This is a genomic window from Bradyrhizobium sp. CCBAU 11361, assembly GCF_028128935.1.
Taxonomy (GTDB): domain Bacteria; phylum Pseudomonadota; class Alphaproteobacteria; order Rhizobiales; family Xanthobacteraceae; genus Bradyrhizobium; species Bradyrhizobium niftali.
This window is the reverse complement of record NZ_LBJZ01000005.1, coordinates 94,756-107,902: the sequence shown is the minus strand read 5'-3', so window position 1 is coordinate 107,902 and position 13,147 is coordinate 94,756. Positions and strand designations below refer to the sequence as shown.

The following is a 13,147-nucleotide window of genomic DNA, read 5'->3' as shown; positions in this document are numbered from 1 at the left end:
CTCGTGCTTGCGGCGAAGGTTCCTACTCTTGCGCTGTCACCGGCGCGCCGGCCTGATACGCCGCATAGGCGCGCCTCAAGCCATCGTGAAGCGAGGTCGTCGCGCGCCAGCCGAGTTTCGTGAGGCGGCTGACATCGAGCAGCTTGCGCGGCGTGCCGTCGGGCCGCGAGGTGTCGAAGGAGATCTCGCCGCGGTAGCCAACGACCTCGGCAACGACGCGCGCGAATTCGGCGATGGTGATGTCCTCGCCGCTGCCGATGTTGATCAGCTCGGCAGCCGAATAGGTCTTCATCAGGTGCACGCAGGCATCCGCCATGTCGTCGACATAGAGGAACTCGCGCCGCGGCGTGCCGGTGCCCCACACGACGACGCTTCCGGCGCCCGCAACCTTGGCCTCGTGGAAGCGGCGGATCAGCGCGGCGACGACGTGGCTCATTTCGGGATGATAATTGTCGCCGGGGCCGTAGAGATTGGTCGGCATCACATTGATGAAGTCGCATCCATATTGGCTGCGATAGGCCTCCGCCATCTTGATGCCGGCGATCTTGGCGATCGCATAGGGCTCGTTGGTCGGCTCCAGCGGGCCTGACAGCACCGAGTCCTCGCGCAGCGGCTGCGGCGCCAGTTTCGGATAGATGCAGGAGGAGCCGAGGAACATCAGCTTCTCGGCGCCGTTCTGATGCGCGGCGTGGATCACGTTGGCCGCGATCGCGATGTTGTCGTAGATGAACTCTGCGCGCAGCGTGTCGTTGGCGACGATGCCGCCGACCTTGGCCGCGGCGAGGAACACGACCTGCGGCCGCACCTTTGCGAACCAGTCGAACACGGCGGCCTGGTTGCAGAGATCGACCTCGCGACGGTCCACCGTGACGAGCTTGACATCCTCGCTTGCGAGCCGGCGCACCAGCGCGCTGCCGACCATGCCGCGATGGCCGGCGACGTAGACGCTCTTGCCCTTCAGCTCAAACAGAGCGTTTGCCATGAGCTGCGTCCCGCTTCGCCTCGGCCAGATCGTTTGCCATCATCTCCTCGACGAGCTGGGCAAAGCTCCGCTTCGGCTTCCAGCCGAGCACCTCTCGCGCCTTGCTGGCATCGCCGATGAGGAGATCGACCTCGGTGGGGCGGAAATAGGTCGGGTCGATCTTCACCACCGTCTTGCCGCTCTTGGCATCGATACCGGTCTCCTCGACGCCTGCGCCACGCCATGCGATGCGCCGGCCGACCTGCGCGAATGACAATTCGACCATCTCACGCACCGAGCGCGTCTCACCGGTGGCGAGTACGAAGTCGTCGGGCTTGTCGGCCTGGAGGATCTTGTGCATGCCCTCGACATAGTCCTTGGCATGCCCCCAGTCGCGCTTGGCCTCGAGATTGCCGAGATAGAGCGTCTCCTCCAATCCCACCTCGATGCGGGCGACGCCGCGCGTGATCTTGCGGGTGACAAAAGTCTCGCCGCGGATCGGGCTCTCGTGGTTGAACAGGATGCCGTTGGAGGCGAACATGCCGTAGGCCTCGCGGTAGTTCACCGTGATCCAGTAGCCGTAGAGCTTGGCGACGCCGTAAGGAGAGCGCGGATAGAACGGCGTCGTCTCCTTTTGCGGGATCTCCTGCACGAGGCCGTAGAGCTCGGAGGTCGAGGCCTGGTAGAATCGCGTCTCCTTCTCCATGCCGAGGATGCGGATCGCTTCCAGCAGCCGCAGCACGCCGATCGCGTCGGCGTTGGCGGTGTATTCCGGGCTCTCGAAGCTCACGGCGACGTGGCTCTGGGCGGCGAGATTGTAGATCTCGGTCGGCCGGATCTGCTGCACCAGGCGAATCAGATTGGTCGAGTCCGTCATGTCGCCGTAATGCATCAGGAACGGCACGTTGCCGACGTGCGGATCCTGATAGAGGTGATCGACCCGCGCGGTGTTGAACGAAGACGAGCGCCGCTTGATGCCGTGCACGACATAGCCGAGCGACAGCAGATATTCGGCGAGATAAGCGCCGTCCTGGCCGGTCACGCCGGTGATGAGAGCGATCCGCTCAGTCATTGCTATCCCGATCTCCTGGTACCTATTGGCGGGGCGGTCCGCGCGTTCGTGGCCGTCGATGTGACCCCCTTCTTTGACAGAACGGCCGCCCCGGTCAACTCGTACGGGTCGCAATGGAGATTGGAGCGAGCGAAGCGCTCCGGCTCAGTTCGCAACTCCCATTTTTATACGCAATTCCAACAGGTTACGACGCTCCCATTTTCGTCGGCCGCTTCCCCCATCCAAACACGCCGCTCTGAAGTTGCTTCATTGTGCGGCGAATCTGCCGGCGTTTGATCGACGCCAAGGAGACGCCAAGGAAACGGCATTTGCTGCTCCCGAGCGATGGCGATCGGGCGATCGTTGGGATCATGCGGCGTGGCGGGAGGTCCTGGACCTTCCCTCTCATATGCCGGTCCGGGGAGAAAAGTGACCGCGCTCCGATTTAGCCAGAGGGGGATCTGCCGAATTTCCGCATGCTCGGCACGGATCCTCGAGTGAATGGAATTCGGGAATTATTCGTCGTCCGACGTCTTCACGTTGGATCCCTTCCCTCGGCGGAGCTTTCTGATGAATGCCGCGATCGCATCGTAAGCTTGCAGCAACGGCGGGCTCAGAGAAAAGAAGGTGCCGATCGCGATTGCAATAATTGCATGACGAAGCGAAAAACCCTCGTCCTCTTCCAGCTGGCTATTCGGATTGATCAATGCGGGTGACAGCCCGCTCTGTCCTCTCTTACCCGTCGGCCTCCGCGACTTCCGCGGAGGGATCATGATCACGACGAAGAGAACATTGATGAGCAGCCAAATGCCCAGAATAATAAGCAGAGTACGCATCGGAAATCCGAAGAATATAAATGGAATGAAATAGCCACGTCACGCCTGCGTACATTCGTTCACGCTTCCGTCACAATCATCTAGGTGCCTTGCCGGACGCAAGCAAAAAGCGCGCATTCCTCCCCCTCAGGAGCGTGCGGCCTCGACAGCCGGAGAGCGCTCGGCGGGCACAGCGCTGTTTCAACCGGACGGCTGATGCCGGACGGTGGTCGGCACTCATATGGGCGCTTGCCGCCACACCACGGGCCCCGCGGAACCGACGGACGAAGCAGCGCTAACGCTCGGCCCCACCTGCTTGCAACGATGGCTATGATGACAAGTGCGGAAACCGGCTCGTGTGTCGGCCGAAAATTGTGCTCGCGCTGTGGCAGCGGGCTCATTCGGACGATGGGTTGAGCCCGAAGCCCGGTTTCTGTTCCCCAACAGAGAATCGTCGGTCGGCGGAACAGCACCTCATGCGGCATCGTGGATCGACAACAACCTGAGAGGTAAAACGGCACGGGGGAAAACCAGACCGCGCCCGAGGTCGGCGCCGCTCCTCATCCGAAAAGAGAGGTATTATTGCACCTGTATATGCCTCCGACGTGGCATAAATGCGACAACCCCGTACATTTGCTCAATTTTCCCGCATTGTGCCTAGCTTGTCGGTGCAGTCCTTGCGAGACTTCGAGCAATTTCATGGGGGACCCCGCGACCGAATTCCGGAAACGGGCGGAGGTAAAATTGCTCAAGCACATTCTCGTTTTCACAGCATTTGCACTGGTTCCGTGCGGCGGCGCGTCGGCCGAACCGTTCTCGATCAATGACGCGTTGAAACAGGCCGTCCGGACCAATCCCGGAGTCGGTGAAGCGTCGGCCAACCGCCGCGCAACCGAGAGCGAGCTTCGCCAGACCCAGAGCACGCTGCTTCCGCAGGTGCGCGTAGAAGCGCGCTGGGGTCCCGAAAAGTTCGACCAGAGCGCTGCCGTGTCAACCAGCACCGCCCTGCCCGTCCCGGTCGCCGGAAGCGGCTCATGGCGAAACGGATCGCAGGAATCCGTCGTCGTCCGGCAGATCCTGTTCGACGGCTTCGCCTCGATTCACGACATCTGGCGGCAGACGGCGCGCGTCAACGCCGCGGCTTTCCGCGTTCGCGAGCGTACCGAATTGATCGCTCTGGACGCAGCGGAAGCCTATGTCGACGTCGTGCGCTATTTGCGACTGGTCACGCTCAGCGAGCAGAACGTCGTCACCCACGAGAAGATATTCGCCAACGTCAACACGCGCTTTTCCGGCGGACGCGCCGGTGAAGGCGATCTCGAACAGGCCCGCGAACGGGTCGAAAATGCCCGCGCGACGCTCGCCGAATTCCGCCGGAGCCTGGAAGAGTCCCGCGCCAAGTTCCGCAAGGTCGTCGGACTTGAGCCCATCAATCTTCGCTTCCCGGGACCGCTGGGCGGCTTGCCGACGACCCGCGACGAGGCCCTTGCAACCACGGTACGGTTCAACCCGACCATTCAGGCCGCGCAGGCCGACGCCGACGCGGCAAAGCATGCATTTCGCGTGACGGACGGCGCTTTTGTTCCGACCTTCTCGCTCGAGGGCCGGGCGACACACAACGACAATACGTACCCCTATCTTGGCGTTACGCACGACGACTACAGCGGCAAGGTTGTCATGTCCTGGGATGTCTTCCGCGGCGGTCAGGATGTCTGGCGACGGTCGGAGATGTCCGAGCGCTACGTCGAAAGTACTGCGCGGCATGCACGCCTTCAGCGCGATGCAATCGAATCCATCGACAAGGCCTGGGCAGCGCGGACGGTCACCGCGACACGAATCGCCGCGCTGACGCGGCAACTCGAGGCTGATCGCAAGACGATTGCGGCATTCCAGAAGGAATATGAGCTTGGCCAGCGTTCGCTGATCGACCTTTTGAATGCCCAGAACCAGTATTTTAACACGCTGGTTTCGTTGACTTCGGCTCGCGGCGTCGTGGTGTTCGCCGACTATCAACTTTTGGCGGCGATGGGCACGTTGCTCGAATATTTGAAATCGCCGCCGCCCGTCGATGCAGCGCCGATGGATCTTGGGATCTTCGCAACGCCCGACTACAGGGCGCCGACGCTCCGCGTGAAGCTGCCCCAGACCGGCTCCGAGCCGCTGAACGTCCCGGTGCCCGCACCGGAACGGGTTACCGCCCGTCTGGGCTACGCGAGCGAAGCGCCCGAGCCTGAGGCGTTCAAGAATCGATGGCCGTCGCGTTCCAATCAGCCGACCCTGCTGGGAGCATCCGAATGGATCACGCAGCAGCGAAGCACCGGCGATCCGGTCATACTGCACACCTCTCCCGTTTCCGCGTACGCGGCCGATAGAAAGCCGCACTGGCTGGCGACGGCATTCGAGCCAGCTCAAAGATAGTGCCAGTTCCGCGAGTACAGTCGGGTCCGTGATCGGCGAAAGGCGGTTCGAAGATTAACCTTTAGTTGTGCTTTTGCCGATTTACCAAATGATTCCGTGCGTTTTCCGCTATGCTGGAATGACGGTTCGCTTTTCGCTCCGCACCATTTCATTTTGGACATTCGCATTTGTTGTTTCGAGCATCCGAGTCAACGCGCATGCATGGCTACCCCATTGCGGAGCGAGCCGTTGCGTCTGAACCGAAGCAAGCGACAGGTCGCCCCGACAGCGACGACCCACTTGCATCATCGCTCATTTACCTGGCGTCGTACCACGGCCGCGCCGTTAGCCGCGAGGCACTGCTAGGCGGCCTGCCGATCCTCGATGGTCGGTTATCAGTTCCCCTCTATGACCGTGCGGCTCAGCGCGCGGGCCTCCAGACCGAAGCCGTCAAACGCGACATTGCCGATATTCCCGCGCTGGTGCTGCCGGCCGTCCTTATCATGAAGAATGGGACGACGCTGATCCTGCTGGAGTTCGACAAATCCGGAAGCAATGTCAAAGTCCTCAATCCGTCCCTGACGGCCGGTCTCCCTGAGCTTCACGCGATCCAGGCCATCTCGGCCGACTACACCGGATACGCATTCTTCGTCAGGGCGGCGGTCGAGAGCAACGCACGCGCCGTCGCTGCAGGCGATCTTCCGCGAAGCCATTGGTTTTGGTCGGTGGTCAAGTTGCATTGGCGCAGCTACGGTCACATCGCGCTTGCCGCCTTCCTGATAAATATGCTCGCGCTGGCGACGCCCCTCTTCACCATGAGCGTCTACGACCGCGTCGTCCCCAATGGCGCGCTTCCTTCGCTGATTGCCCTGTCGATCGGAATGGGGCTCGCGATTGCGTTCGACTTCATCTTCCGGACGGTCCGCAGCCGCATGATCGATGTCACCGGCAAGACGATCGACGTCATCCTCGCTGCCAACATTTTCGAGCACGTGATGGGCGTGAAGATGGCGCAGCGCCCCCCTTCGGTGGGCATCCTCGCCAATCAGTTGCGCGACTTCGATTCAGTGCGCGAGTTCTTCACGTCCGGCAGCGTCGTGTCCGCGACGGATCTGCTGTTTGCCATGCTGTTTGTCGGGATCCTCTTTGTGATCGCCGGGCCGCTGGCCTGGATACCCCTGGTGATGTTGCCGGTGATGCTCCTGATCGGCGTGGCACTGCAGCGCCCGCTGGACCGGGCCATGAAACGCCAGCAGGCTGAAGCTGCGGCACGTCACGGCGTGCTGGTCGAATCGCTGTCCGGCCTCGAGACGATACGCGCGACCGGCGCCGAAGCCCGCATGCAAACGGCCTGGGAGCGATCCGTCGCAGCAACGGCCCGCTCGGGCGAAGACGTCCATTTCTGGGCCTCGCTCGCGCTGACGAGCGCCAATACGGCCCAACAGCTCACCAGCCTCGCCCTGATCGTCGTCGGCGTATTCCTCATACTCGACGGCAAGCTCACGGTCGGAGCGCTGGTGGCGGCAAACATGCTGGCGGGGCGCGTTCTGGCACCGATCGCCGGGATCGCGTCGGTGATCACGCGCGGAACGCAGACGCTGAGCTCGTTGAAGGCCATCGATCGCATCATGTCGCTGGAGCGCGAGCGATCCCCTACGCGTGCCTATGTCTCGCGACAAATCCGTGAAGGCGCGATCGCTTTCGACGGCGTCAGCTTCACTTACCCCAATGCGCCCGGCAAGGCCCTCGACAAGGTATCCTTCAAGATCGAAGGCGGCGAGAAGGTCGGCATCATCGGACGCATCGGATCCGGCAAGACGACTGTGGGGCGGCTTCTGCTCGGATTCTATGAGGCGCAGGAGGGCCGTATCCTCGTCGATGGTGTCGATTCGCGGCAATACGATCCGTCCGACCTGCGGTCCGGGGTTGGCTTTGCGATGCAGGACACCGAGCTGTTCTTCGGAAAGCTGCGCGACAACATCGCGCTGGGCAAACCCGAGGCAACCGACGAGGAAGTCCTGGCCGCCGCACGGCTGGCGGGCGTCGAGACGTTCATCGCGGGCCATCCCATGGGCTACGACATGCCCATTTCGGAAGGCGGCCGGAGCCTCTCCGGCGGCCAGAAGCAGGCAATCGGCCTTGCGCGGGTGCTCATCAAGAAGCCGCGGATATTGTTCCTGGACGAACCGACCGCCCATTTCGACATTCGCAGCGAAGCCGAATTTCTCGAGCGCCTGAGGGCGCTGCGCGAAGAGCAGATCACCATTCTGATCTCGACGCATCGCCTCTCACTGCTGAATATGGTCGACCGCCTGCTGCTGTTCGACAACGGCCGGCTGATTGCCGACGGCCCCCGCGACAAGGTTCTCGCGCTCCTGCAGGGCAAGCCGGCGTCATCGACGCCGAGCCAGAACCCGGCGGCCGCCGAGCAACCCGCCTCACCCATGGCCAGAACCAATGTCGTCTGATTTCGCGTTTGCCAACGATGTTCGGGCCGCCGCCGCGCTTCGCGCGCCGCGGACCTCCCGCATGCTGCTTGTCGCATCCCTTGCCATGCTCGCCACGTTCCTGACCTGGGCTCATTTCGCCGTGCTGGACGAGGTCAAGCGAGGAAACGGCCGCGTTGTACCCGCGCGCCAGATGCAGGTGGTGCAGTCGCTCGAAGGCGGGATCGTCGGCGATATCCTCGTCCAGGAGGGATCGATCGTCCAGCAGGGCCAATCCCTGATGCGCATCGACGATACGAAGTTTGCATCCGAATTCGGCGAGATCAGGGAACGGCGGGCTGCGATGGCGGCCCGTGTCACCAGACTTGAAGCCGAAGCCAGAGGAAAGGGCGAGCTGATCTTTCCCGATCAGCTTGACCAGGTGGTGCCGTCGGCCGTGGCCACGGAAAGCAGTGTGTTCAAGATGCGCGCGCAGAAACTGGCGCAGGATGTCGACGTCCTGAACCAGCAGGTGGCCCGGCTCGGCGGCACACTCAAACTGCTGGATCGGGAGCTGGCGTTGACGCGCAAGCTGTACGAGCAAAAGGTGGTGCCGGAAATCGAGATGTTGCGGCTCGACCGCCAGGCGACCGAGATGCGAGGACAACTCGCGGAGGCCCAATCCAAGATCGCGAGCACGATCTCCTCCTTCCGCTCCCAGGCGGACGAGGATCTTGCGAAGTCCAAGGGCGATCTGGCCGTGCTCGATGAAAATATCAAATCAGCGCAGGACCGGGTCCGGCGAACCGACCTCAAGGCACCCGTGCACGGCATCGTCAACAAGCTGAACGTGACCACGGTGGGGGCGGTCGTGCAGCCCGGCGCCAACGTGATGGACATCGTTCCCCTCGACGACACGCTGCTGGTCGAAGGTCGCATCAAGCCCCAGGACATCGCCTTCATCCGGCCCGGCCAGGACGCGGTGGTGAAGATCTCGGCCTACGATTCCTCGGTCTATGGCTCGCTGAAGGGCAAGGTCGAGCGGATCAGCGCCGACACGATCGTCGACGACAAGGCCGAGAAAACGCCGGAGCGCCAGGAGAGCTTCTACCGCGTCATGGTGCGGACAGAGAAGAACCACCTGGGCACGGAGCAGAAGCCGCTCCCGATCATTCCCGGCATGGTCGCGACGGTCGAGGTGCTGACCGGCGAGAAGTCGGTTCTCGATTATCTGGTGAGACCGGCCCGCACATTGCGCGACGAAGCCCTGCGCGAGCGTTGAGGCTTCGCCAAGGTTAACAGAGCGCAAAGGTCGCGGCGACAATTTGCCGGTCTCTCGAAGCGCGGGATTGACCGCCTTTGCGACAAGACCGCCGCCCTCCCCCTGATTTAACCTCGTCTAAGCGTCGCAGACCTCAGTCTCGATCCGACAACAGGATCGGGGCGTGGATCGACGCGATAGACGTTGACGACGCTCCCGGCGCAGGGGACGTCGTCTATGACACTGCATTGGGAATTGCAGCGGAAAGGCCTGTGCGCGCTTGGCGCAGCGCTGGCCGCATTGATCGTTGCCAGCGTGACATCGCCTGTCCGGGCCGATGACGCCTCGGCTCAGGACGTCTTGGCTCGGGACGTCTTGGCTCAGGGCGCTCAGGAAACTCTCGCACCCGGCATTGACGCAGCAGTGCGGGCACCGGCGACGTTCTTCCGCATCAACGACGTGCTGGCGAAGCTCGATGCCATGCGCGGCCGCGGGCCGAATGCAGTCCGCCTTGCGGCGCTGATGCCTTCCAACATCGCGACCGACGCGGCTCCTGAGCCGAGGCCCGCGCCGGCGAAAGGCGACGAGCCGTTTGGCCTCTTCACCTTCCGCGCGCCCGAAGGCGTGTTGTGGCAGAAATGGCGGGGCCTCGAAACCAGGCTGGCGAGGGATGCAGAGACACTGAGAGGGTGTCAGACCGACGCCGGCAACTGCCCCTCGAACGCCGCCCAGTTCCTGCGATTGATCGGCGCCGTCAAATCGAAATCCGGACGCGCAAGGCTCGATGAGGCCAACCGCGCGGTCAACATGGCCGTCCGCTACGTGAGCGACTATGCGCAGCATGGCGAGGCCGATCGCTGGAGCTCGCCGCTGGAGACCTTCGCGACCGCAAAGGGTGATTGCGAAGACTATGCGATCGCAAAATACGTCGCACTGCGCGAAGCCGGATTTCCGCGCGAGGATCTCCGGCTCGTGCTGGTCCGTGACCGCGCCGTGCGGCAGGACCACGCCGTGCTCGCCGCGCGCCTCGACGGGCAGTGGCTCGTGCTGGACAACCGGCGCTCCGAGCTGATCGAGGATTCGGGGGCGACGAACCTGGCCCCGCTATTCGCCATCGACCACGCCGGCGTCCACTTGTTCGCCGCACCCTACGCTCAGCGCCAGCTATCCGGACCCGCGGAAGCAACGCCGGCTGCCAGCGACGAAGCGACGGAATGGGGCAACGCGGACGTCGCTGCCGGCGCGGCCTGGCCCGGCGCACTCCCGCTGCTAATGTGAGACAAAGAGAAAGCGGCTCTCATCGAGCCGCTTTCCGGTACCGTCAGCGTCAGCCCAACTGCTAGGCCTGCGCGGCGTGATTCACCTGCAGATCGTTGTCGATGAACAGGCTTGCCGTCGCCGTTGCCACGGTCGAGCCCGTCGGAATCCACTGATGGAAGACCTGCCCGCCAGAGGAGGTGAAGGTGTTGGCCGACTCGGTCCACCCCCCGGCTCCCGTCGCAAGCTGCACATCGTCGCCGGCAGAACCGACAATGAAGAGGGAATGCGCCGTCGTCGAAGTGCTGTTGGTCGCCTCAGTGATGGCGGTGACCTTGGCGATCGATAGCCCGTTGAGCTCGGTTCCGTAGAGCGAACTTGCGAGCGGATCGTCGGTGATCAGGATCGATTCCAGATTGGTCAGGCTCGCACCCGACAGGTCAACTCCATAGAGATGGACACCTCCCACCGTGTGGGCATTGCCAGATGACAGGCCGTTGGCCGACGCACTGCTGATCTCCAGCGACGAGTTATAGATCGCTCCGTCATCGATGCGCAGAATGTCGAAGCCGCTGCCGCCATCGATCGTGGTCGACGGGTGGTACACCAGAATGTCGTTGCCAGCTCCGCCGTTCTCCGTGTTGCCCGGAGAACCCGCCGCATTCAGAAGGTCGGCATCATTGCTGCCCGACGCGGTCGCGTTCTTACCATCCACATACGTCATGTTGTAGGTGTTGGTATTGGCTGACGGATCCGAGATGCTGTCGCCGTTGGTGTGAGAGTCATGTGAATCCGTGCCGGTCACGCCAGCGGCATTGTTCGTCGTCATGACCGCAGTGAAACCGGCACTGACGCTGCCGCCGCTGATCCCGATCTGAGGGTGCCCAGACGCCTCGTCGATATGCGTGCCGTTGAGTGTGAAGTTGGTCACACCGATCTTTGAAGTGTCGAACGGGGCATCGAGCGAGACCAGGAAGTGGTCCGCTCCCGAGATGTTGAAACCGGCGTCCGAGGTGACGTTGCCCTGCTGGCCCTGCGCGTTGGTGATCACCAGCTGTGAGTAGGCGTCGAGCGGATGCTCCTGGTCGACGAACGTCAGGATCATGTCCTGGGCGGACTGGTTCGAGTTGGTGACGATTGTGCCCGACAGCAGCCGCGCAGCCGGGATACCGGTCGTATCGGTGAAGGCCGCCACGTTGTCGGTGGTGAGATCGGCGTTGCTCGCGCCGACCCCACCGCCATGCAGCGTGGTCTCGGTTGCAGTCGCCGTGGCCGTGAAGTTCAGCGTGCTTGGCAACGTGCCCGTCGCCGGCGCGGTCACCGCAAAGGTCAGGTCGATCGTGGCGGTCTGGTTGGCGTTCGGATTGAGACCTGTATCCTGGGGGACGATGACATGGATGTCACCCGTCGCCGAAGTGTAGGTGTAGCTGAACGTCGTGGGGGCACCGTTGTAGGTGCCAGCGATCGTGCCGCTTGCCAGGAGGCCGGCCGTGAACCCGCTCTGGAGATGGATATCCAGCGTGTGGGTCTCCGATCCGTCGTGAACGTCGCCGAACGTCGCCTTGATTTGCAGCGCTCCGGTTTCGCCGTTGCTGAAGGCCGTATTGGAATCGCTCGGCGAGTCGGTCACGAAGATCATGTGCGTCTGGCCGGCGACCACGGTCGGCATGTCCGCGACGGCGTCGACGTAGATGGTCCCAGCCGTACCCGCGCTGGTGGCGCTTATCGCGCCCTGCGCGGCGGTGGCCGTCATCGTGATGCTCGCGTCCACATCGGTGTTCAGGGGCGGCGTCATCGCCACCGAGACCGTCTCGGCCGTGCCGGCCGCGGCGCCGCTGATGTTGAAGGTCAGCACGCCGCTACCGGAGTTGAAGGTTGCGGTCACAGTCGCACCGTTGACCGTGGCCGTGGATGTATCGACGCTCCAGCCCGTGAGGCCTGAAACGACGACCTGGGTGACATGCGAGCCCGCGCTGACGGGCGTAGCCGTGAATTGGAACACCTCCTGGGTGTCTTCCGGCAAGGCGACGTTGCTGCCGACCGCAACGGTCGGCGCGTACACGACTGGCACCGAGGTCGTTCCGGTCGTCAGCAGCTGCTCGTATTCGCTGCCACCGCTGAAGACTCCGGTGATGGAATCGGCGATCGACGTCTGATTTGTGATCTGCGCGTCGGTGTAGTTGGTCGTCACCGAACCGCTCGCCTGCCCCGCGACGATCGTGACGTGCTCACCGTTGGCCAGGGTCAACACCAAATCGGTCTTTGGAGTGAACGGTGTCAGCCCGCTCGTCAGCGTCACCGTGTAGGTGACCGAGCCGCCAAACTCGGAGATGCCGGCGGTAGAGGTCGTCAAGGCGGCGGTGACGGGATCCTGATCGTCGGTGATCGTCGTCGTCACCGTCGCCGGGTTCGTCACCAGGCTCTCGTACTCGCTGCCGCCGGTATGGCTGACAATGCTGTTCGTCACCGGATGGGTGTCGATATAGACGTCGTCCTCGTTGACCGAGATCGTGGTCGAGCCGCTGGCCTGGCCAGCCTGCACGATGACGTGCTCGCCATTGGCAAGCGTGAAGTCCAGATTGCCGGTCGGCGTGACCGGGCTCAGCCCGCTGGTCAGCGTCACCGTGTAGGTGATCGAGCCGCCCTGCTCGCTCGTCGACTGTGTCGCCGTTAGCGTCGCCGTCACCGGGTCGATCGTGTCCTTGATCGTGACCGTCGCGTGGCCATAGGTTGCGTAGTTCACCGCCTCGAAATTGCCGCCGGAGGTGCCGGCGATCGAGACCTGGGTCGCGTTGCCGTCCAGGTAGACGTCATCACCCTGCGCGGGCTGCGGAGCGGACGACGCGAGCAACTGACCAGGCGCGAAGGTGATGTTCACGCCATTGTCCAGCGTCACCGTGAACGGGGTCAGCGACGCGTAGTCCATGTGCGCCGTGTAAACAATCATCTCGTTCTCGAGCACCACGACATCGTGCAGCG

Annotated in this window: 8 protein-coding genes; 4 read left to right on the top strand and 4 right to left on the bottom strand. The window is 63.0% G+C overall.

The window, feature by feature from the left end:
- Nucleotides 1–22: 22 nt before the first annotated feature.
- The 3 genes from fcl to XI08_RS02925 all read right to left on the bottom strand — a co-directional run bounded on the left by fcl (nucleotide 23) and on the right by XI08_RS02925 (nucleotide 2,848).
- The gene (gene fcl / locus XI08_RS02935) at nucleotides 23–982 is read right to left on the bottom strand and encodes a GDP-L-fucose synthase (protein WP_271573293.1); all 960 of its coding nucleotides are present in this window, start codon (nucleotides 980–982) and stop codon (nucleotides 23–25) included.
- The gene (gene gmd / locus XI08_RS02930; RefSeq protein ID WP_271573292.1) at nucleotides 963–2,033 is read right to left on the bottom strand and encodes a GDP-mannose 4,6-dehydratase; all 1,071 of its coding nucleotides are present in this window, start codon (nucleotides 2,031–2,033) and stop codon (nucleotides 963–965) included. Before gmd ends, fcl begins: the two co-directional genes overlap by 20 nt.
- A 494-nt stretch (nucleotides 2,034–2,527) precedes the next feature.
- A complete protein-coding gene (locus tag XI08_RS02925) occupies nucleotides 2,528–2,848 on the bottom strand; it encodes a hypothetical protein (protein ID WP_271573291.1) in 321 nt (106 codons plus the stop codon).
- A 678-nt stretch (nucleotides 2,849–3,526) separates the two neighbouring features.
- Here XI08_RS02925 and XI08_RS02920 point away from each other — a divergent pair.
- The 4 genes from XI08_RS02920 (at nucleotide 3,527) to XI08_RS02905 (ending at nucleotide 10,189) form a co-directional block, all read left to right on the top strand.
- Complete coding sequence (locus tag XI08_RS02920; RefSeq protein ID WP_271573290.1) at nucleotides 3,527–5,245, top strand: TolC family outer membrane protein; 1,719 nt, start codon at nucleotides 3,527–3,529, stop codon at nucleotides 5,243–5,245.
- Between the two features lie 197 nt (nucleotides 5,246–5,442).
- Complete coding sequence (locus tag XI08_RS02915) at nucleotides 5,443–7,692, top strand: type I secretion system permease/ATPase (RefSeq protein ID WP_271573289.1); 2,250 nt, start codon at nucleotides 5,443–5,445, stop codon at nucleotides 7,690–7,692.
- Nucleotides 7,682–8,932, top strand: a complete 1,251-nt coding sequence (locus tag XI08_RS02910) for an HlyD family type I secretion periplasmic adaptor subunit (protein WP_027549137.1) — start codon at nucleotides 7,682–7,684, stop codon at nucleotides 8,930–8,932. Before XI08_RS02915 ends, XI08_RS02910 begins: the two co-directional genes overlap by 11 nt.
- Before the next feature lie 216 nt (nucleotides 8,933–9,148).
- Complete coding sequence (locus XI08_RS02905) at nucleotides 9,149–10,189, top strand: transglutaminase-like cysteine peptidase (protein WP_271573288.1); 1,041 nt, start codon at nucleotides 9,149–9,151, stop codon at nucleotides 10,187–10,189.
- A 61-nt stretch (nucleotides 10,190–10,250) separates the two neighbouring features.
- Here the strand turns inward: XI08_RS02905 and XI08_RS02900 are convergent.
- Nucleotides 10,251–13,147 (bottom strand): immunoglobulin-like domain-containing protein (locus XI08_RS02900; protein WP_271573287.1); only part of this gene is annotated, 2,897 nt, incomplete at its 5' end.

What these genes read in the sequence shown, in the direction of transcription:
- fcl (WP_271573293.1), bottom strand. Translation starts at nt 982, where the DNA reads ATGGCAAACGCTCTGTTTGAGCTGAAGGGCAAGAGCGTCTACGTCGCC.
- gmd (WP_271573292.1), bottom strand. Translation starts at nt 2,033, where the DNA reads ATGACTGAGCGGATCGCTCTCATCACCGGCGTGACCGGCCAGGACGGC.
- XI08_RS02925 (WP_271573291.1), bottom strand. Translation starts at nt 2,848, where the DNA reads ATGCGTACTCTGCTTATTATTCTGGGCATTTGGCTGCTCATCAATGTT.
- XI08_RS02920 (WP_271573290.1), top strand. Translation starts at nt 3,527, where the DNA reads ATGGGGGACCCCGCGACCGAATTCCGGAAACGGGCGGAGGTAAAATTG.
- XI08_RS02915 (WP_271573289.1), top strand. Translation starts at nt 5,443, where the DNA reads ATGCATGGCTACCCCATTGCGGAGCGAGCCGTTGCGTCTGAACCGAAG.
- XI08_RS02910 (WP_027549137.1), top strand. Translation starts at nt 7,682, where the DNA reads ATGTCGTCTGATTTCGCGTTTGCCAACGATGTTCGGGCCGCCGCCGCG.
- XI08_RS02905 (WP_271573288.1), top strand. Translation starts at nt 9,149, where the DNA reads ATGACACTGCATTGGGAATTGCAGCGGAAAGGCCTGTGCGCGCTTGGC.